Source organism: Brachybacterium netajii (SeqCode), assembly GCF_054114245.1.
The window spans coordinates 355,075-374,438 of record NZ_JBSYXB010000004.1; the positions used below are offsets into that span (position 1 = coordinate 355,075).

The 19,364-nt window shown below is 72.8% G+C and carries 17 protein-coding genes and 1 tRNA gene; 7 read left to right on the plus strand and 11 right to left on the minus strand.

All coding sequences use genetic code 11. The annotated features are described in order from the left end of the window. Positions 1-31 precede the first annotated feature (31 nt). A complete protein-coding gene (locus ACXET9_RS10715) occupies positions 32-679 on the plus strand; it encodes a 4'-phosphopantetheinyl transferase family protein (protein ID WP_457886572.1) in 648 nt (215 codons plus the stop codon). Here ACXET9_RS10715 and ACXET9_RS10720 read toward each other — a convergent pair. The 5 genes from ACXET9_RS10720 to ACXET9_RS10740 form a co-directional block, all read right to left on the minus strand. After that, the gene (locus tag ACXET9_RS10720; protein WP_457886573.1) at positions 666-2,219 is read right to left on the minus strand and encodes a M1 family metallopeptidase; all 1,554 of its coding nucleotides are present in this window, start codon (positions 2,217-2,219) and stop codon (positions 666-668) included. The genes ACXET9_RS10715 and ACXET9_RS10720 overlap by 14 nt on opposite strands. Next, positions 2,216-6,169 (minus strand): Pls/PosA family non-ribosomal peptide synthetase, encoded by a 3,954-nt coding sequence (locus tag ACXET9_RS10725; protein ID WP_457886574.1) that lies wholly within the window; start codon positions 6,167-6,169, stop codon positions 2,216-2,218. The genes ACXET9_RS10720 and ACXET9_RS10725 overlap by 4 nt, the downstream gene beginning before the upstream one ends. A gap of 200 nt (positions 6,170-6,369) precedes the next feature. Continuing rightward, positions 6,370-7,140 carry a DUF3349 domain-containing protein gene (locus tag ACXET9_RS10730; RefSeq protein ID WP_457886575.1) on the minus strand — a complete coding sequence of 257 codons (771 nt, stop codon included), beginning with the start codon at positions 7,138-7,140 and terminating at the stop codon, positions 6,370-6,372. Between the two features lie 17 nt (positions 7,141-7,157). Then, positions 7,158-7,442 carry a hypothetical protein gene (locus tag ACXET9_RS10735; RefSeq protein WP_457886576.1) on the minus strand — a complete coding sequence of 95 codons (285 nt, stop codon included), beginning with the start codon at positions 7,440-7,442 and terminating at the stop codon, positions 7,158-7,160. Between the two features lie 3 nt (positions 7,443-7,445). Continuing rightward, positions 7,446-8,693, minus strand: coding sequence for an anion permease (locus ACXET9_RS10740; RefSeq protein ID WP_457886577.1), 1,248 nt, complete (start codon positions 8,691-8,693; stop codon positions 7,446-7,448). A 232-nt stretch (positions 8,694-8,925) separates the two neighbouring features. Between ACXET9_RS10740 and ACXET9_RS10745 the strand changes: the two genes are divergently transcribed. Together ACXET9_RS10745 and ACXET9_RS10750 are read left to right on the plus strand one after the other, a co-directional pair. After that, positions 8,926-9,219, plus strand: a complete 294-nt coding sequence (locus ACXET9_RS10745) for a GlsB/YeaQ/YmgE family stress response membrane protein (protein WP_457886578.1) — start codon at positions 8,926-8,928, stop codon at positions 9,217-9,219. After that, a complete protein-coding gene (locus ACXET9_RS10750; protein WP_457886579.1) occupies positions 9,212-9,970 on the plus strand; it encodes a hypothetical protein in 759 nt (252 codons plus the stop codon). The genes ACXET9_RS10745 and ACXET9_RS10750 overlap by 8 nt, the downstream gene beginning before the upstream one ends. Before the next feature lie 50 nt (positions 9,971-10,020). Here the strand turns inward: ACXET9_RS10750 and ACXET9_RS10755 are convergent, their stop codons facing one another. Together ACXET9_RS10755 and ACXET9_RS10760 are read right to left on the minus strand one after the other, a co-directional pair. Beyond that, positions 10,021-10,689 carry an IMPACT family protein gene (locus tag ACXET9_RS10755; protein WP_457886580.1) on the minus strand — a complete coding sequence of 223 codons (669 nt, stop codon included), beginning with the start codon at positions 10,687-10,689 and terminating at the stop codon, positions 10,021-10,023. A 9-nt stretch (positions 10,690-10,698) separates the two neighbouring features. Then, positions 10,699-11,376 carry an MFS transporter gene (locus tag ACXET9_RS10760; RefSeq protein ID WP_457886596.1) on the minus strand — a complete coding sequence of 226 codons (678 nt, stop codon included), beginning with the start codon at positions 11,374-11,376 and terminating at the stop codon, positions 10,699-10,701. 212 nt (positions 11,377-11,588) lie between these two features. On the opposite strand from ACXET9_RS10760, the gene ACXET9_RS10765 reads away from it, so the two are divergent. Together ACXET9_RS10765 and ACXET9_RS10770 are read left to right on the plus strand one after the other, a co-directional pair. Beyond that, positions 11,589-12,806, plus strand: a complete 1,218-nt coding sequence (locus ACXET9_RS10765) for an ROK family transcriptional regulator (protein WP_457886581.1) — start codon at positions 11,589-11,591, stop codon at positions 12,804-12,806. Positions 12,807-12,862: 56 nt separating this feature from the next. After that, positions 12,863-13,456, plus strand: coding sequence for a hypothetical protein (locus tag ACXET9_RS10770; protein WP_457886582.1), 594 nt, complete (start codon positions 12,863-12,865; stop codon positions 13,454-13,456). Positions 13,457-13,557: 101 nt separating this feature from the next. Here the strand turns inward: ACXET9_RS10770 and ACXET9_RS10775 are convergent, their stop codons facing one another. From ACXET9_RS10775 to ectA, 3 genes are all read right to left on the minus strand, one after another. Continuing rightward, a complete protein-coding gene (locus ACXET9_RS10775) occupies positions 13,558-13,965 on the minus strand; it encodes an ectoine synthase (RefSeq protein ID WP_457886583.1) in 408 nt (135 codons plus the stop codon). A gap of 106 nt (positions 13,966-14,071) precedes the next feature. Continuing rightward, positions 14,072-15,370, minus strand: coding sequence for a diaminobutyrate--2-oxoglutarate transaminase (gene ectB / locus ACXET9_RS10780; RefSeq protein ID WP_457886584.1), 1,299 nt, complete (start codon positions 15,368-15,370; stop codon positions 14,072-14,074). Between the two features lie 165 nt (positions 15,371-15,535). Continuing rightward, on the minus strand, positions 15,536-16,141 hold the full coding sequence (ectA, locus tag ACXET9_RS10785) for a diaminobutyrate acetyltransferase (RefSeq protein ID WP_457886585.1): 606 nt from the start codon (positions 16,139-16,141) through the stop codon (positions 15,536-15,538). Between the two features lie 358 nt (positions 16,142-16,499). On the opposite strand from ectA, the gene ACXET9_RS10790 reads away from it, so the two are divergent. Beyond that, a tRNA-Lys gene (locus ACXET9_RS10790) sits at positions 16,500-16,572 on the plus strand. Between the two features lie 255 nt (positions 16,573-16,827). Here ACXET9_RS10790 and ACXET9_RS10795 read toward each other — a convergent pair. After that, positions 16,828-18,132, minus strand: a complete 1,305-nt coding sequence (locus tag ACXET9_RS10795) for an MFS transporter (RefSeq protein WP_457886586.1) — start codon at positions 18,130-18,132, stop codon at positions 16,828-16,830. Positions 18,133-18,174: 42 nt separating this feature from the next. Between ACXET9_RS10795 and ACXET9_RS10800 the strand changes: the two genes are divergently transcribed. Continuing rightward, positions 18,175-19,167: an ArsR/SmtB family transcription factor gene (locus ACXET9_RS10800; protein WP_457886587.1), complete on the plus strand. Its 993-nt coding sequence runs from the start codon at positions 18,175-18,177 to the stop codon at positions 19,165-19,167. The last annotated feature ends 197 nt before the right edge of the window (positions 19,168-19,364 follow it).

Below are 19,364 nucleotides of genomic sequence, written 5' to 3' on the forward strand. Positions count from 1 at the left end.
ATAGGGAAGGGCCACCCGGATACTGGGGTGCATGAGCAGAACCCCCGAGGGCCCGGCCGGCGGAACGATCGTCGGACCCGCCGACGGCACGGTCGACGGGATGATCGACGGAACGGCCGACGGGGCGACCTGGGCCTGGCATCCGGTCGAGACCGACGCCGACGACGCCCTGCGCCATCGGGTCGCGCTTCTCCTCGCGGGCGCGGGCGCGGGCGTGAGCGTGGGCGCGGCCGCGGGCGATCGCGCGCTCGACACCTCCGCGATCCGCGTCGGCAGGCTCTGCCCCTCCTGCGGCTCCTCCGCCCATGGACGCCCCTGGGCGCGCGTCGCCGGGCATGCCGGGACGATCGGGGTGAGCGTGTCCCGCGCCGGATCGCACCTGCTCACGGCCGTGCGGATCGGCGGGGAGATCGGGGCGGACGTCGAGGGGATCCGCGCGGTCGCCGACCGCTGGGATCCCTCCCTCGTCCTGCACCCGAGCGAGGCGGCGGCGACGGCCCTCGACCAGGCCCGCGCCTGGACGCGGAAGGAGGCGATCCTCAAGCTGCTCGGCACAGGGCTGCGCACCCCGATGCCCGAGATCCGGATCGCGGATCATCGGGTGCTGGACATCCCGGCCCCCGCCGGCGTCGTCGCCGCGCTCGCGATGCGGCCGACGGGACCGCTCAGCCCCAGTTGAACAGGCTCCGCAGCACCCCGCGGCGCGAGGCCGCGGGGACCTCGCCCTGCTCGTCCGCCGTCCCTGCCGCATCCGCCGAGCCCGAGCCGACGGAGCCGTCGAGGGCCCCTGGTGCATCCGGCGTGTCCGATGCATCCGATGCATCCGATGCGTCCGGCGCCGCGGGAGCCGTCTCCGGCGAGGGGGCCGACGCCGCCCCGGATCCGCGGGCCTTCTTCATGACCGGCAGGCGCGGCAGCGAGGTCTTGCGCAGCCAGGCGGTGAACAGGTCGGAGAGGTCGTCGTCGCCGGCGGCCGCCTGGGCGTGGGCCTCGAACATCTCCGAGGTGACGGAGCCGCCGGCGTGCTCGGCGAGCCAGGAGGCGACCATCGGGAAGAAGCGCTCGTCGCCGAGGCGGGCGCGCAGCGCATGCACCGTCAGGGCGCCGCGCTTGTAGACGGCGTCGTCGAACATGAGCCGGGGACCGGGGTCCGCGAGGGTCAGGTCCTTCTTCCCCGCGGCGAGGCCGCGGCGGGCGGTCGCGGCCTCCGCGGCGACGGTCGAGCGGCCCGCATGCTCCGCCCACAGCCATTCGCAGTAGCAGGCGAAGCCCTCGTGCAGCCAGATGTCCTGCCAGCGGGCGAGGGTCACGGCGTTGCCGAACCACTGGTGGGAGAGCTCGTGCGCGACGAGGCGCTCCGACTCCCAGTCCGCGTTCACGAAGTTCCGGCCGAAGGTCGACAGGCCCTGGGACTCGAGCGGGATCTCGAGGTCGTCCTCGGTGATCACGGCGGTGTACGAGGCGAAGGGGTAGGGGCCGAAGAGCCCGGCGAAGAACGACAGCATCTCGCCCTGGCGCCCGAAGGTCGGGGCGAGGTCCCGCGCGCCCACGCCCGAGGGGGCGAGGGTCCGCACGGGCACATGGGCGCCGCCGTGCTCGAAGGGCGTGTACCGCCCGATCTGCACGGTGGCGAGGTAGGTGGGCATGGGGACGTCCTGGCGGTAGGACCAGGCGGTGACGGCGCCGCGCCGCCGTCGGCCCTCGAGCTCCCCGGCCATCGCGACCCAGTAGTCCGGCGGCGCGGCGCAGCGCATCGTGTACGTCGCCTTGTCGTCGGGACGGTCGTTGCAGGGGAACCACGAGGGGGCGCCGTGCGGCTGGGCCGCGACGATGACTCCGTCCTCGAGCTCCTCCCAGCCCGCGGTGCCGAGCACCTTGGAGGGCACGGGGCGCGGCTTCCCGGCGTACTTCACGTGCACCGTGAACTCGCGCCCCTCCTGCACGCGGTGCTTCACCGTGAGGGTGTCGCCCTCCTGCGCGTGCTTCGTCGAGCGCCCGTCGACCTTCACGCGGCTCGCGGTGAGCTCGTGCAGGTCCAGCTGCAGCGACGAGGCGTCGGCGAGGCCCTCGCAGCGGAGGGTCGCCTCGGCGTCCAGGCGGTTGGTGTCGACCTTGTAGACGATGTCGAGGTCGTAGTGCAGCACCCGGTACGAGGCGTCGCCGTGGCCGGGCACGTAGGGATCGGTGCCGCGGCGTCGTCCGGTGCTGCGCGAGCTCATGCGTCGTCCTCCCAGGGACCGATGGGGTTGCCCGTCCAGCGGGTGCCGGCGGGGACCCGCTCTCCGCGCATGATGAGGGACACGGGTCCGATGACAGCATGGCGATCGATGCGGGCGGCGGGCAGGATCACGCTGCCCGGCCCCAGGGTCGCACCCGCCTCGAGGGTGACGTCGTCCATGCTCAGGACCCGGTCATGGAACAGATGGGTCTGCACCACGCAGCCGCGGTTGACGGTCGCGCCGGCGCCGAGGGTGACGAGGTCGGTCTCGGGCAGCCAGTACGACTCGCACCAGACGCCGCGGCCGATGTGCGCGCCCATCGCGCGCAGCCACCAGACGAGGGCGGGGGAGCCCGTCGTCGGCCCCGCGAACCAGGGGGCGGCGAGCACCTCGGTGAAGGTGTCGGCGAGCTCGTTGCGCCACACGAAGGAGGTCCACAGGCCGTGCTCGCCCTGGCGGTGGCGGCCGACGATCGTCCACTTGGCGATCACGGCGATCAGCGCGGCGACGATCGAGGCGGCCAGCTGCACGACGCCGCCGAGGACGACGGCGAGGGCGACGCCCAGCAGGCCCGCGACGGTGCCCTCGACGGCGATCCCGTCGAGACGCGCGGGCAGCGTCAGCAGCGTCAGCAGGGCCGCGCCGAGCGCCATGTGCAGGGCGACCGCGAGGATCAGCGGGATGACGCGGCAGGTCTCCACGAGCCCGCGGTACACGTGCAGGCGCCGTGCGGGCGCGTAGGTGAGCGACTCGTCCTCGGCGCCGCCGGTGCGGCGGAGCTTCTGCGGCGGGCTGCCCATCCAGGAGCTGCCGGCCTTCGCCGCGGTGCGACGGGGCGCGGCGGACAGCACGGCGACCAGCGACTTCTTGGGGACCTTGCGGCCCGGGGCGAGCATGCCGGAGTTGCCGACGAAGGCGCGTCGGCCCACCTTCACGCGCTCGACGCGGATCCAGCCGCCGCCGAGCTCGTAGGAGCCGACCATGGTGTCGTCGGCGAGGAAGGCGTGGTCGCCGAGCTGCACGAGGCTGGGGATGAGCAGGACCGTGGAGGCCTCCACGCCCTTGCCGACCTTCGCGCCCAGCATGCGCAGCCAGATCGGCGTGAGGGCCCCCGAGTACAGGGGGAACAGCCAGGTGCGGGCCTCGTCGAGGAGGCGCACCGTGCCCCAGATCTGCACGCCCGCGAGGGAGCGCACGGGATGGTGGCCGGGACGGATGCCGAGCGCGAACAGGCGCGTGAGCACGAGCACGCCGAGACCGAGCGCCGCATAGCCGGCGAGCGCGGCCAGCGGCAGCCGGGGCAGGGCGGCGCGCAGCGCCTCGGGGAGGGTCGAGGCGCCGTCGACGGCGGGGATCAGGACGAGGGCGCCGACGAGCACGCCGAGGCCGGGCAGGGCCGCGGTGAGCAGCGCGACGGCGGCGTAGGCGGTGAGCCAGATCCGGCCGCGCACGGGATGCTCGGTCGACCAGGGGCCGCGGGCGCGGGCGCGCCGGGCGGCGGGGGAGCCGGACCAGAACTCGCCGTCGGGCACGGTGCCGAGCACGGCGGAGCCGGGGCCGATCTCCGCGCCCTTGCCGATGCGGGCGCCGGGGCCGAGGGTGCTGCGGGCGCCGATGCGGGCGTTCTTCCCGATCCGGATGCGGCCGATGTGGAGGGTGTCGCCGTCGACCCAGGTGCCGGCGAGGTCGACCTCGGGCTCGATGCTCGCGCCGTTGCCGATGTCGAGCTTGCCGGTGACGGGCGGGAGGGCGTGGAGGTCGACGTCCTTGCCGAGGCGGGCGCCCAGCAGGCGGGCGTAGTAGGGGATCCAGGGGGCGCCGGCGAGGTCGGTCGCGCCGAGCTCGTCCTGCATCCGCTCGGCGATCCAGAGGCGCAGGTGGACGCCGCCTCCGCGCCGGTAGCGGCCCTCGCGGACGCCGGCCAGGAGCAGACGGGCGAGGAGCGCGGCGAGGGTCATCCGGACCGGCGGCAGCAGCACGAGCACCGCGAGCACGATCGTGACCACCAGCGGCACCTGCGGCAGCCACGGCAGGTCGACGACGGGGGAGAGGACCCCCTGGACGAGGGCCGAGCCGACGAGCAGCCAGGCGATCGGCCGCAGCGCGCGGAGGGTCCGCAGGGGCAGCAGGAGCAGCGTCTGGGCGAGCTGGAAGCCGCGCGGCAGCGGCGGCACCTCGCGGTCGCTGCGGGTGATGGTGCCGCCGGTCGCGGCCATCGCGTCGACGGCGGCGGCGAGCGCGTCGACCGTCGAGTGGGTGTAGACGTCGGCGACGGCGACCTCGGGATGCTGCTCGCGGAGGCGGCCGACGACCTGCGCGGCCGTGAGGGAGCCGCCGCCGAGGTCGAAGAAGTCCTCGCGCCCGGAGGTGACCTGGGCGCCGAGCACGTCGGCCCAGATCTCGGCGATCCAGGCGGCGGTGCCCTGGAGGGCGGAGCCGTCGGAGCCGTCGGCGCCGGAGCTGCGGGGCAGCGGCCAGGGCAGGGCGTCGCGGTCGACCTTGCCGGAGGTGCGGGTGGGCAGCTCGTCGACGACGGCGAGGCGGGGGACGAGCGCGGCGGGCATGCGCTCGCGCAGCAGGGCGCGGGAGGCGTCGGCGTCGAAGGCGTCGTCGACGGTGAGGTAGCCGACGAGCAGGCGGTTGCCGGAGGCGGTGGAGCGCACGGCCGCGGCGGCGGAGACCACTCCGGGCAGGCGCAGCATCTGGTCGTCGACCTCGCCGAGCTCGATGCGGCGGCCGCCGAGCTTGATCTGGTCGTCGGCGCGGCCGGCGAAGAGGAGGCCGTCGGGGTCGTTGACCACGCGGTCGCCGGAGCGGTAGGCGCGCTCCCAGCCGAGCGTCGGCATGGGCGCGTACTTCTCGGCGTCCTTCTCGGGGTCGAGATAGCGGGCCAGGCCCACGCCGCCGATGATCAGCTCGCCGGTGCCGCCGACGGGCACGGGCACGCCGGCCTCGTCGACGACGGCGAGGTCCCAGCCCTCGAGGGGGAGGCCGATGCGGACGGGCGCGGTGCCGTCGAGCTCGGCCCCGCAGGCGACGACGGTCGCCTCGGTGGGCCCGTAGGTGTTCCAGACCTCGCGGCCGGGCGCCTGCAGGCGGGCGGCGAGCTCGGGCGGGCAGGCCTCGCCGCCCATGATGAGCAGGCGCACCTTCTCGAGCGAGGAGTTCGGCCACAGCGAGACGAGGGTCGGGACGGTCGAGACGACGGTGATGCCGTTGGCGGTCAGCCAGGGGCCGACGTCGACGCCGGAGCGGACGAGGGAGCGGGGCGCGGGCACGAGGCAGGCGCCGTAGGCCCAGGCCAGCCACATCTCCTCGCAGCTCGCGTCGAAGGCGACGGAGAGCCCGGCCATGACGCGGTCGCCGGGGGCGATGGGCTCCTCCTGGAGGAACATGTGCGATTCGGCGTCGACGAAGGCGGCGGCGCTGCGGTGGGAGACGGCCACGCCCTTGGGCTTGCCGGTGGAGCCGGAGGTGAAGATGACCCAGGCGTCGTCGGCCGTCGTGACGGGCTCGCGCTCCCGCGCGGGGCGGCCGGCGCCGACGTCGGTCGGGGTGATCGCGAGGTCGTCGCCGATCACGGCGACGGCCGCGGACTCCTCCATGACGACGCGGGCGCGCTCGTCGGGATCGTCGGCGTCGACGGGGACGTAGGCGCAGCCGGCGAGGAGGATGCCGATGATGCCGACGTACAGGTCGGTGGTGCCGGAGGCGATGCGCACGCCGACCTTGTCGCCGGGGCCGGCGCCGAGGGCGGCGAGCCGGTCGGCGACCTCGTCGGCGGCGGCGTGGAGCTCCGCGTAGGTGAGGGAGGCGAGTCCGGTGTCGAGGGCGGGGGAGTCGCCGTGGGCGGCGACGGTGCGCTCGAAGATGTCGACCAGGGTGCGGGGGGCCGGAGCGCGATCGCCCGCGAGGAGTGCGGGGAGCAGGGGCGGCGCAGGATCTGACACGGGGAGTCGTGGTCCGTTCTCGGTGGTGCGGCCTCGTCCGGACGGGGAGGCCGGTCGAGCGGGTCGAAGGGGATCAGCGGCGGTCCTGCCCCGATTGTCCCCTGTCTGAGGGGTTCTCGGGGCGCGGTGTCCGCCGCGGCGGGTGCTCGGAGGCCCCGGAGAGTCCTCGCGAGGAGGTCTCTCCGGGGCCCGGGGGATGGTCAGCCCTCGGCGCGCAGCGGCCAGCCGCGGGCGGCGAGATGGGAGGCCAGGCGGGACATGTCGTCCTCGCTGGGCAGCTCGTCGGTGTAGCGCGTGATGAGCACGCCGGCGTGCGTGGGATCCACCGCGTCGGCGTCGCGGGCGGTGGCGCGGTCGATGAGCCGGTCCGCGAGCTCGGCGGCCTCCTCGTCGGTGAGCCGACGGCGCAGCAGCGCCAGCAGCGGCACGCGGTCGGTCGCGGGCACGCCCTCGGGATATCCCACGGAGAACCAGGCGAGGAGCCGCTGCACGGGGTTCGGCTCGGCGAGCGGTTCCACGAGCGGCGCGGCGGGCGGCGCTCCGCCGGGCGTGACGCTCGGCTCGCCGACGATCGGCCCGTCGGCCGCGCTCTCGGGAGCAGGCGCTCCCGGCGCGAGCCGGGGGCCCGGGCGGCGGGCCCCCGCGGCTCCGGCGGCTCCGTCGGCCTCACCCGGCTCCTCGGGCGAGTCGCTCAGCGGCCAGCCGGCGGCGGCGAGCCGTGCGGCGACCTGGCGGACGTCCGCGGGGGTGACGGGGGCGTGCTTGCGCTCCTCGATGAGGTCGCGGACCTGGGCGGTCCCGATCCCCCCGTCGGGGTGGTCGGCGATGAGCGCGGCGACGATCTCCTCGACCTCGTGCGGTGCGAGCGTGCGGGTGAGCAGGACGAGGAGGGGGGTGACGTCCTGCGGCGGGACGCCCTCGGGGTAGCCGGCGCGCAGCCAGCCCAGGACACGGGCGACGGGGTTCGTCATGATCGCTCGGCCCCCGCTCAGAGCGGCAGCTCGATGCCGAGGTAGTGGCTGATCGAGCCCTGGGTGATGAACAGCAGGCCGTACAGCACGATCAGGCCGACGATCGCGAAGATCGCCCAGGAGGCGTAGGTCGCCGCGGGGACCGGCGCGGAGGTGGTGCCGTCGGCGTGCTCGCCGCCCGCGCCGCGGTCCTGGAGGACGATGCCGAGGCTGAAGAGCAGCGGCAGGCCGGCACCGAGCAGGATGCCGACGACGATGACGCTGAGGGTGCTGGTGGCGATGGAGGAGATGTCGATGCCCATGGCTCAGGCGTCCTTCCCGGTGGTGGCGGCGGTGGTCTCGCCGGCGGAGGCGCCGACGGCGGCCGGGGCGTCGCCGGGGACGGTGCCCGGCTCCCAGTCCGCGTTGACGTTGGTGTGGTCGACCTTCTGCTGCTGCGAGCGGCGGTAGATCGCGCCGGCGGAGACCAGCAGGATCGCGAACACGAGGATCGCGCCGCCGACGCCGCCCACGAGGTGGCCGATCGTGTAGGTGATGGCGCCGACGACGGCGGCCGCGGGCAGGGTCAGCAGCCAGCCGGCGGCCATGCGTCCGGCGACGCCCCAGCGCACCTGGGCGCCGGGCCGGCCGACGCCGGAGCCGATGATCGAGCCGGTCGCGACGTGGGTCGTGGACAGCGCCATACCCAGGTGGCTCGAGGTGAGGATGATCGCGGCCGAGGAGGCCTCCGCGGCCATCCCCTGCGGGGAGTCGAGCTCCACGAGGCCCTTGCCGAGGGTGCGGATGATGCGCCAGCCGCCGAGGTAGGTGCCCAGCGCGATCGCGCCGGCGCACAGCACGATGATCCAGACCGGCAGGCCGTTGTCGAGGATCTCCTGGTCGGTGAGGGTGCCGTGGGCGATGAGGCCCAGGGCGATCACGCCCATCGTCTTCTGGGCGTCGCCGGTGCCGTGGGCGAGGGAGACGAGGGAGGCGGTGGCGATCTGGCCGTAGCGGAAGCCGCGCTCGCGGCGGGCCTCGCGGACGTTGCGGGTCACGCGGAAGACGAACCAGACGCCGATCGCGGCGACGAGGCCGGCGATGAAGGGGGAGAGGAGGGCGGGGATGATGACCTTCGCGGTGAGGCCGGACCAGTTGATGCCGGAGAGGCCGAGGGCGGCGAGGCCCGCGCCGAGGAGTCCGCCGAAGAGGGCGTGCGAGGAGGAGGAGGGGAGGCCGAGCAGCCAGGTCAGCAGGTTCCACAGGATGCCGCCGACGAGCCCGGCGAAGATGATGAGCATCGCCGTCTCCGCGTCGAGCCCGGGGATCAGCGCCCCGGTGTCGGTGTCCTGGATCTTGAGGACCGCGGTGGTCACGGTGACCGCGACCTCGACGGACAGGAAGCCTCCGACGAGGTTCAGGACCGCGGAGAGCGCGACCGCGACCTTGGGCTTGAGCGCCCCGGTCGCGATCGACGTCGCCATCGCGTTCCCCGTGTCATGGAAGCCGTTGGTGAAGTCGAAGGCGACTGCTGTGACGATCAGCAGCAGCAGGATGACGAGTTCTCCGGTCATGGCGTCAGGATCCTCCCGCGCGGGGCCGAGGAGAAGACGGCGGACATCGAGTTCATCGCGCGTTCACCGGTGACGAGGACATTCGTCCCGCGCTGTCCGCAGGGTCACGTGCGATGGCCCCGGCGCGCCGATCCGCCGCTCGCCCTGTGATCCGCAGCACATCGGGGGCACAATGGGGGTGGCAGCGCACGTGGCCCGCACGTGCCGGCACTCGCGGATCGAGGTACGGATCATGGGTCTCCTCTGGGCGATCATCTCGTGGATCATCATCGGCGGCATCATCGGACTGATCGCGCGCGCGATCATGCCCGGCAAGCAGGCGCTCGGCCTCGGCGCCACCATCGGCCTCGGCGTCATCGGCGCCCTCGTCGGCGGGCTGATCGGCGGACTCTTCGGCGGCGACGGCATCAGCGGCATCATGAGCAATCCCTGGAGCCTGGGGACGATCCTGCTGGCCGTGATCGGGGCGCTCATCGTCATGGGCGTCTACGGCCTCGCCACCCGCGGCGGGCAGGAGCGTGGGTGAGGTGGCGCCGTCGGCGGACGGCCCATCCCGGGAGAGCCCGACCTTCGACGAGCAGGTGCGGCGCCTCCGCGACGACTTCGGCATGCGCCTGCGCGAGGACTTCGGCCCGCTCGTGCACCGGCCCCAGGAGGATCCCGCCCTCGCGGAGGCGCTGCGCGTCCCCTACTACTCCCTGCTCTACAACGCCAACGTGGTGCCCGAGGGCGTCGTCGCCCAGCGCGGCCGCCTCGAGGGCTCCCTCGCGATCGACGTGCAGATGCGCCGGGCGGGCCTGCAGCCCGCCCTCGCGCGCAGCCGGAAGATCGCCACGGTGCTCTGCTCGGCCTGGGGCGAGGACGGGGCGGTCACCGCGATCCACCCCCTCGAATGGGATGACATCGCCCTGACCGGCACGTTCGCGATCGAGGTCGCCGACGGGCAGCGCTCCGGCGACAGCCTGGTCTCCGTCACCGGCGGCGACCTCGGCGCCGTGCTCGAGGCCGTGCTCGACATGATCCGGCCCGAGGGCGTCGGCTTCGCGATCTCCCGCGATCCGGTCGCCCTGCGCGACGACCCCGGCTCCGGCTGGCGCTGGGTCCACGCGATCGCGCCGGAGGAGGCGACCGGCGACCTCGCCGAGCTCGCCGGCGAGGTCTCCCTCGAGGTCCTGGCCCTGCTGCTGAAGGCCTCCGAAGGCAGCTGCAGCCCGCTGACGATGGTGCCCGACGGCTATCTCGACGTGCCCGGCATCGACGCCGACGGCCGGCGCTGACCGGCGGCGCCGACCGGCGCGGGTCCGGGCAGGGTCCGGTCGGGGCCTCCTCAGCCGAGCGGCACGTCGGCCGTCCGGCGTCCGTCGGCCCGGACCTCGACGCGCCCGGAGGACCAGCGGGCGACGTCGGCCTCCAGCTCGGGCAGGGCCGCCGGATCCAGCAGGACCGTGAGCGTCGCCCGCCGCGAGGAGTACTGCGTCTCCTCGACGACGGCGGCGTGCGCACCGGCCCAGATCCGCACCGCGTTCTCCGCCGCGCCGATCTCGGCGAGCGGCACCTCCATCTGCGCGACCGCGAGCACGGTGCGCCGCAGCAGCGCCCGCTCCGCATGGGCGGCGGCGACGGCCTGCTCGACCCCGGCGGTGTACGCGCGCACGAGACCGCCCGCACCCAGCTTGATGCCGCCGAAGTAGCGGATCACGATCGCGAGGGTGTCGGTGAGGTCGGCGTGCATGAGGGACTGCAGCATCGGCATGCCCGCGGTGCCGGCGGGCTCGCCGTCGTCGTTGGAGCGGTGCACGAGGGGCGTCTCCCCGCGCTCGTCGATCACCATCGCCGTGCAGTGGTGGCGGGCGTCGGGATGCTCGCGGCGCGCGGCCCGGATCAGCGCGTCCGCCTGCGCCACGTCCTCGACGCGGTGGAGCCGGGTGAGGAAGCGCGAGCGCTTCTCGACCAGCTCGGTCTCGAGGTCGGCGGCGAGGACGAGCGGATCCGGCATGCGAGGAGTCTAGGCGGGACGGAGGCGGAACGCGGATCGGCCGAGGACGATCAGCAGCAGCGCCGCCGCCATCACGCCGCCGGCGGCGAGCGCGAGCGGCCCCACGCCGACGGCGCTGCCGAGCGCCGTCGCGAGCGGCGAGCCGAGGATCAGACCCGCCGACGAGCCCGCCGAGACCAGCGCCAGCGCCCGCCCCGCGCGCGAAGGATCGACCAGACGGGTCGAATAGCCGATGCAGACGGAGAAGGACACGGCATGCGTGGCGCCGCCGATCGCACGCGCGACGGCGAGCATCCCGAAGCCCGGGGCGAGGGCGAACAGCATGCGGGTCAGCGTGTATCCCGCGGCGGTCGCGACCAGCAGATGCTTGCCGGGCACCCGGCGCAGCGCGCTCGTCAGCGGCACCGCGAGCAGCATGACCAGGAAGGCGTAGAGGCTCACCAGCATCCCCGAGCGGCCCTCGGCGATGCCGAGCTCGGTGCTGATCTGCGGCAGCAGCCCGATCGGCATGACCTCCGTGGTCACGGCGAGGAAGGTGCTCGCGGCGAGGACCAGCAGCCCGCGCCGGGCGGTGGGCGGGAGGCCGGCCGACGGCGCGGGTGCTGTCGCAGTCGGCAGTGCGGGGGCCGGTGCGGGTGAGGGCGTGACCGACGGCGCGGCCGAGGGGTCGGCGAGCTGCGGGGTGATCTGCTAGGGGGCGGCGTCCATGCTCGGGTCCTCCGTTCCAAGGTGTCCGCGTCCGGGGTTCGGCGAGCGACGACACAATAAACTCGTTCGACGAGTTATTAGGATGGCGCGGACGCGGTCAACGGGCCGTGACGGACGACCGCGACGGGCAGGGCCCGACGAGACGGGCCGGACCCGACGAGACGGGCCGGACCCGACGAAGGTAGACGCGGATGGCGATGACCGAGGCCGTGCGCTGGGGCAATGCCGCCGAGCTGCTGCGCCTGCTGCGCACCGAGACCTCGATCACCCGGCGCGAGGCCCGAGAGCGGCTCGGCGTCTCCAGCGGGACCATCAGCGACCTCGTCGAGCGCCTGCGCCGAGCCCGGCTCGTCTCCGAGGCCCCTGCGCCGGCCTCCGGACCCGGACGGCCGAGCATGCAGCTCGACGCCCATCCGGAGGGCCCGCTCATCGCCGCCGTCCACCTGCGCTCCTCCCGCTGGACCCTCGCGACCGGCGACGTCCGCGCCCGCCCGACACCCGTCGCCGGCGCCGCCTTCGTCGGCCGCGGTCCCGAGGAGGTCCTCGCCGAGATCGGCCGCGAGGTCCGAGCGCTGCAGGCGCGGTCCGGCGGCCGCGTCCGGGCCGTCGTCGTCGGCGTCGCCGGCGTGATCGCGGGGGAGCGGATCCACGAGGTCTCCGAGTACGACGGCTGGGAGACCATCACCCTCGCCCCGCTCGAGGTCGCGCTCGAGGCCGCGCTCGCCGGGGAGGCCGATCCCGCGCTCCCGGTGCTCCTGGATAACGACGCGACCCTCGCGGGCATCGCCGAGGCCCGGCAGGGTGACGCTCGCACCGACGAGCTCGTGCTGCACGTCCTCCTCGCCGACGGCATCGGCGGGGCCCTGCTGCTGGGCGGCGATGCCGTGCGCGGCGCCGCCAGCAGCGGCGGCGAGTTCGGGCATCTGCCCTTCGGCGACCGCGAGCGACGCTGCCGCTGCGGCGCCCGCGGCTGCTGGGGCCGGGAGGTCGACGGCCTCGCCCTCGCCCGCGCCGCCGGGGAGGCCGAGCCGCGCGACGGCGAGCACCATCTCGAACGGGCGCTCCAGGAGATCGCCGACGGCGGAGCGGACCCCGCGCACCGCCGCGCCCTCGACACCATCGCCCGGCGCTTCGGAGAGGGCCTCGCCGGCCTCGTCAACGCCCACGCCCCCGCGCTCGTGAGCCTCGGCGGCCTCGCTCCGCAGCTGCGCTCGCTCGCCGACGACGCCCTCCGCGACGGCTATCGCGAAGGGCTCATGACGGCGCTGCGCGATCAGGCGCCCCCGCTCGTGGACGCCCGCTTCGGACCGGAGGGCACCGTCGTCGGCGCGATCCAGCGCGGTCTCGACCACGCGACGTCCCCGGCCGAGCTCTCCCGGTGGGCCGGGTCCGCGGCCCCGGGAGCGTGAGGGCCGCTACCCTGGCGGGACTCCGAGGCCCGGCCTCGACCCCGACGAAGGACCCGATGAGCGCACCGCAGACCCCGTTCCCGCCGTCCCACCCGCCGTACTCCGCCGGACCGCCGCAGCAGCCCGCCGGCCTGCGCAACAACTCCGGCAGCCCGAAGATCCTCGTGATCATCGGCGTGGTCGTCGTCGTGCTCGGCCTGGGCGCCGGCGCGGCGATCGCCGTCGTCGCCAGCATGAGCCTCGCGCGCCAGGGAGGTGCGATCGTCGAGCACGCCGAGGGCGTCGGCACCGTCGTCGCCGAGGAGGGCGATCTGATCGTCCTCTACAAGGAGTCGGGCGCGCGCTCCCCGGTCTGCACCGCCGTCGGACCGGAGGACGGCAGCGTGGGCCCCAGCGACTCCTCGCACTACTACTACTACTCCGACGACGAGCACTCCTGGGACTCCTTCGGCTCCTTCCGGGCCGAGGACGCCGGCGAGTACACCGTCGACTGCGACGGCGAGCCCTTCGCGATCGGTCCGCCGGTCTCCGCGATCGGCGTCATCGGCCTGGCCGGCGGGGTCCTGGTGGCGCTCCTCGGCGGCATCGTCGGCGGCCTGTTCCTCGTCATCGGCGTGATCCTCTCGCTCGTCGGCCGGAAGCGGGCGTGACCTCGCTGCTGCGTGACCGCGTGATGAGCCGATGACATGCCGACGGGGCCGGCCCGCCGGTGAGGGCGGGCCGGCCCCGTCGGGCGCGGCGGATCCGTCGATCAGGCGACGGGAGCCGACTCCGGCTCCGTGACCAGCGGGTACACGCCGTTCTCGTCGTGGACCTCGCGGCCCGTGACCGGCGGGTTGAACACGCACACGCAGCGGATCTCCGTGCGGGGACGCACGATGTGCTTGTCGTGATCGTTGAGCAGGTAGAGGCTGCCGGGGGCGAGCTGATGCACCTCGCCGGTGGCGACGTCCTCGATCTCGCCCTCGCCGTGGGTGATGAACACGGCCTCGATGTGGTTCGCGTACCAGAACTCGCTCTCGGTCCCGGCGTAGAGGGTGGTCTCGTGGACGGAGAAGCCCACGCCCTCCTTCGCCAGGACGATGCGCTTGGAGCGCCAGTTCTCCGACTTGACGTCGGCCTCGGTGTCGGTGATCTCGTCCAGGGTGCGCACGAGCATGAGCCGGGTCCTTCCGATCGGTGGGTGAGCGGCCGACGACGCGGCGTCGGCCGGGAGCGGGGTGAGAGGGGCGAGGCGGCGGGTGCCGCCTCGAGCAGGCTCTGCCTCAGGCGGCGAGGGCCTCGTCGACGGCCTGCTCGATGAGGTCGAGGCCGCGGGTGAGCTCGTCGTCGGTGATGGTCAGCGCCGGCAGCAGCTTGACGACCTCGTCGTCGGGCCCGGAGGTCTCCACGAGCACGCCGAGCTCGAAGGCGCGGGCGGTGACGCGGCCGGCGATCTCGCCGGAGGGCATGCCGAGGCCGCGCGCGAGGCCGCGGCCCTTGACCACGAGCTCATGGACGCCGTCGTAGCGGGCGGCGATCGCGTTGAAGCGGGACTCGATGTAGGCGCCCTTGGCGACCGTCGACTTCTCCAGCTCGTCGTCGCTCCAGAACAGCTCGATCGCCTTGGTGGCGGTCGCGAAGGCCGGGCCGATGCCGCGGAAGGTGCCGTTGTGCTCCCCGGGCTCCCAGATGTCCAGCTCGGGCTTGATCAGGGTGATCGCCATGGGCAGGCCGTAGCCGCTGATCGACTTCGACAGCGTCACCATGTCGGGGACGATCCCGGCCTCCTCGAAGCTGAAGAAGCCGCCGGTGCGGCCGCATCCCATCTGGATATCGTCGACGATCAGCAGGATGCCGTGCTTCGTGCACAGCTCGGAGAGACCGCGCAGCCACTCCGCGCGGGCGGCGTTGATGCCGCCCTCGCCCTGCACGGCTTCCACGATCACCGCGGCAGGCTTGTTCAGCCCGCTGCCGGCATCGGTGAGCAGGCGCTCGAGGTACATGAAGTCGGGCACGACCTGGCCGAAGTAGTCGTCGTACGGCATCGGGGTGGCGTGCACGAGCGGGACGCCGGCGCCGCCGCGCTTGAGCGAGTTGCCGGTGACGGACAGGGCACCGAGGGTCATCCCGTGGAAGGCGTTGGTGAAGTTCACGACCGACTCGCGGCCGGTGACCTTGCGGGCCAGCTTCAGCGCGGCCTCCACGGCGTTCGCGCCGCCGGGACCGGGGAAGACGACCTTGTAGTCGAGACCGCGCGGCTCCAGGATGCTGCGGCGGAAGGTCTCGAGGAAATCGCGGCGGACGTCGGTGAACATGTCCAGGCCGTGCACGATCCGGTCCTCGAGCAGGTGCTCGACCAGCACCTTCTTCAGCTCGGGATGGTTGTGCCCGTAGTTCAGGGCGCCGGCGCCGGAGAAGAAGTCGAGGTACTCCTTGCCGTCGACGTCGGTCATGGTGCTGCCGACGGCGGTCGCGAACTCCGTCGGCCAGGAACGGGAGTAGCTGCGCACCTGCGACTCGAGGGCGGTGGGGTCCTCGACGGCGGCGGCAGCGGTGGGCTTCGAGGGTGCAGTGATGGTCACGGCAGGGGTCCTTTCGGTCGGCGATCGGTCGGGCGGGGGCGTGCAGGAGCACCGGTGCGTGCAGGGGCAGTCCGGCGGAGCAGGGGTGGTGCGGAGGCGGTGCGGTGGAGCTGAGGCGGTGCCGTGGGTGGGGGCGGGGTGCTGCGACGAGGGTCGACGCGCAGGTCAGGCCATGGGTCTCAGTCGGTCGATGACGTGCACGGGCTCGGCCTCGTGGCCGTCGGGGAAGTCCGCGGCGGTGAACAGCGGGTTCACCTCGTGGCGGGCGCCGCGTCGCTCGGCGAGCGAGGCGAACAGGCGCTTCGAGGCGGTGTTGTCCTCGGAGATCGTGGTCTCGAGGACCTCGACGGGCGGCAGTGCACCGCTCGGGCGGTCAGCAGGAGCGCTGGCCTGGTCGTCGGCCGGAGCGTCCGCCAGATCGGCGAGCAGCGAGTCGAGCATCCGGGCCGCGATCCGTCGGCCGCGCTGGGCGGAGTCCACAGCGACCTGCCAGATGAACAGGCGCTCGGGCGCCTCCGGGCGGCGGTAGCCGGTCACGAACCCGACGACCTCGCCGTCGGAGATCGCCACCCGCGAGGTGGAGGCGAAGTCCCGCGCCAGCAGCAGATAGGCGTAGGACGAGTTGAGGTCGAGCGTGCCGCTGTCGCGGGCGATCCGCCACATGGCGGCCCCGTCGCTCGGGACGGGGGAGGTGACGACGAGGTCGTCGGGGGTCGAGCTGTTCTCCTGGATCGATAGGCGGTCGTCGAGCGTTCTCGGTGAATGGCCCATAGCGGTCGACAACGCTAGCGAGAAGCCCGACGAAACCCCAGCGCCGCCCCTCTTGACGCCGCGGATCCTCGGAGTGTCGTAACGCGACCGTGATGATCGACAGCGCCGGCCGACGGGCCTGTCGTGCTCCGGATGCTTCGAGATGACCTGCAGTGATGCTCGACGCCGACGGTGTTCGGCTGCGCTCCGCATCGTCGCTATGTGAGGTGGGCCACGATCGAGGGCGCATGAGGGGCTCTGTGAAGGCGTATGAGGGGCTCTGTGGACGGGCAGGGAGGGGCGCTGCGCACGCGGCTAGGATGGTGTGGCCCGTTCACCCGTCCCGCGCCCTGCGCCCTGCGGACGGCGCGACGGGCACGGGCCTGTAGCTCAGTCGGTAGAGCATCGGACTTTTAATCCGCGGGTCGAGGGTTCGATCCCCTCCGGGCCCACTGCAGGTCAGACCGGAGAAGTTTCCTCTAGGGGTAGGTCTCCGAGCCGGCGTTGACAGCAGCTTTGACAGCAACGCTGCTGCATGTATGGGTTCAGCTTCATCCCAGGACGGAGCACGCGAGCTGCGGCGCCACCGATTCAGGCCGCCTGCGAGTTTCCGAGGCAGTACTCGCCTATCACTGAGCGGCAGCACGACTGATTGCTATTTCCTACCAAGACTGGGATTCTCGCGACGATGCGACGTCGTGAGGTCCTCAAGTAGGGGCTGGAGCCCGGCGCAGGCCGCGAACCTCGGTCGACATGAGCGGGGCTAGGAGAGTCACGACGCACAGACCGGCACCGATTGCGAGCGCGAATGGCAAGCCCACCAGAGCTGCGGCCATGGGCGCGATGAGCTGGCCCACCGGTACCGAAACGAAGCTGAGGAGCATGTCGATCGAAGCCACGCGGGAGAGCGCCGCACGGGCGACTCGCTGTTGCAGGGCTGTCTCCCAGAGAACGCTTTCGACCGCAGAACCGGTCCCGGCCAGTGCTGCGAGCACCAGCAGCAGTGGCATGTCGCTTTCGGCGGCGAGAGCAGCGAACAACGCTGCGTACGGCATGGGCATCAACAGGACGGCGACCATCGGTCGACTCGGTGAGAAGCGGTAGGCGAGCGCCCCGCCGCCCACCTGGCCGCCCGCCCGCGCCGCAAGCAGGAAACCCCAGCCGGCGGCACCGATGGTGTCCTCTGCACTGACCGGTCCGAGCACCAGCCAGATCCCTCCGATCAGCACGTTCATCCCTGTGAACGCAAGGGTCACGAGCCACAGCCAGCGATGACTGGTGAACTCACGCCAGCCGCCGCATAGATAGGTCACCAAGGTGCCGAAAGCGGCGCCGACCGGAAGTCTGTGAGGGCGAACAGAAGCATGAGTCGACGGACGGGCAGCGCCCGCATTCGGGATCGTGGCGAGGACGGCGGAGGCGAGAAGCAGGAAGGCCGCGTCGATCGCGAGAGCCCAGCCAGCATTCGCCACGGCGACCAAGAGACCCGCGGCAGCCGGGCCGAGCATCCGGGTGAGGTTCCGTGAGGTGATGCGTACAGCGTTCGCGCGGCCGATCGCGTCATGCGGCACCAGGTCAGTGATGATGCCGCGGAGCGCCGGCGCAGTGAATGCCGACGCCAAGCCGTTTAGTGCAGTCGCTGCGAGCAGAAGCGGAAGGGCATCGGCGCTCACCAGGAACCACATTGCGCTGCCTGCCTGGGCGAGACCCGCGACCAGGTGGGTGAAGGACAGCAGCGCCCGGCGAGGCACTCTGTCTGCCACGACTCCTCCCACCAGCAGGAGCGCGACCATCGGGATCGTGTGGGCTGCGAGGACCAGGCCGAGGTCGGTGGTGGAGCCTGTCGCACGAAGCACCCCGAAGCTCAGTGCGACCGGTGTCATCGAGCTGCCCAGCCATGAGAGGCATTGGGCAAGGAAGAAGCGAGTGAAGGCGGGGGTCCATGGGGACGTGGGTAGCGAACGGGAAGAAGCTGATGGTGGCGGCATCGCATCATCGTGGGCTCCCCGCATACTGACCCATAGGCTTTCGGCGTCAAACGAAAGGACCTGCTCATGCGGTTCGTGCTCACGCCGGGCGCTCTTGCGCGCACGCGGTTCGTCGTCTCTCCGCTCGCAGAACTGGTCGGGGCCCTCGCCAGCGGAGTGGACGCTCTCGAAAGTCCGCGGCCAACTCGTCCGCAGTCGACTTCCGCACGATCTGGGGCCGACGAGCTCGACCTCGTCGCCTTCCACCGCTGGCGCACCGCAGACCCGCTCAACTTCGCTTTCACCGAACTCATCGCGCACACCAAGTGGTTCCCGGACCTCGTTGGTATCGCCCCGCCTGCATCTGGGGAAGTACGGCTCGTGGACGAGCTTGCCCAGATCGCCGCGTGGGATCCGAAGGCCACCGTAAGCACCATCGAGGACTCGGTCGACGCTGCGTGGACCCCGCAGAAGACGGCATGGCTCGCCGCACCGGACCTCCCACGTCGGATCGCGGCCGCACTCGGCTCGGCGTGGGATCAGCTGATCGCTGCGGACTGGCCACGCCGACAACGAATCCTGCGTCGCGAGATCGCATTCCGCACTGCGCTCATCGGCGCGAGCGGCTGGACAGGGGCGGTGGACGGTATCGCCCGCGACGTCGCCTGGGAGGATCCCGATGCGCTGCTCGTCTCCCGCCGCACCGACCGCACCTTTCCCGTCTCCTCCCACCTCTCTTTCGTCCCGACCACGCAGATCAGAGGTAGGTGGACTTGCGACGGTCCCGTCGGTGTTGCCGTCGTGTACGGGGCACGAGGCTCACGCGCCGCCGTCTCACCGCGTACCGGGAAAGCGCTCGGGAAGCTTCTCGGCACCGGGCGAGCCGCCGTGCTGCTGGCACTGGACCTTCCGGCTACTCCCTCCCAGCTGCACGCTGAACTCGGGTATGCGCTCGGCACCGTCGGCGGGCACCTCTCCGTGCTCGAGGGCGCCGGGCTCGTGCATTCCGCACGCACCGGACGTGAAGTTCATTACCGGCGCACCGAACTGGGAGAAAAGCTCGTCGGTGACCAGGGATGAGGGTCACCAGGCGAGAGCGTCGGGCGGCGACTACCACCTCAGTATTCTCAGATACCCAGGCTGTTCGCCAGGTTGAACACTCGGAAGCTCGCCGCCTTGGGTGGCGCAACTAGCGTTGGGGTGAATCGCCCCGGGTCTGGTGGAGGCTCTGAATCCACGGGAGGATGAGGAGCATGGCAGCACCGAGGAAGTACCCC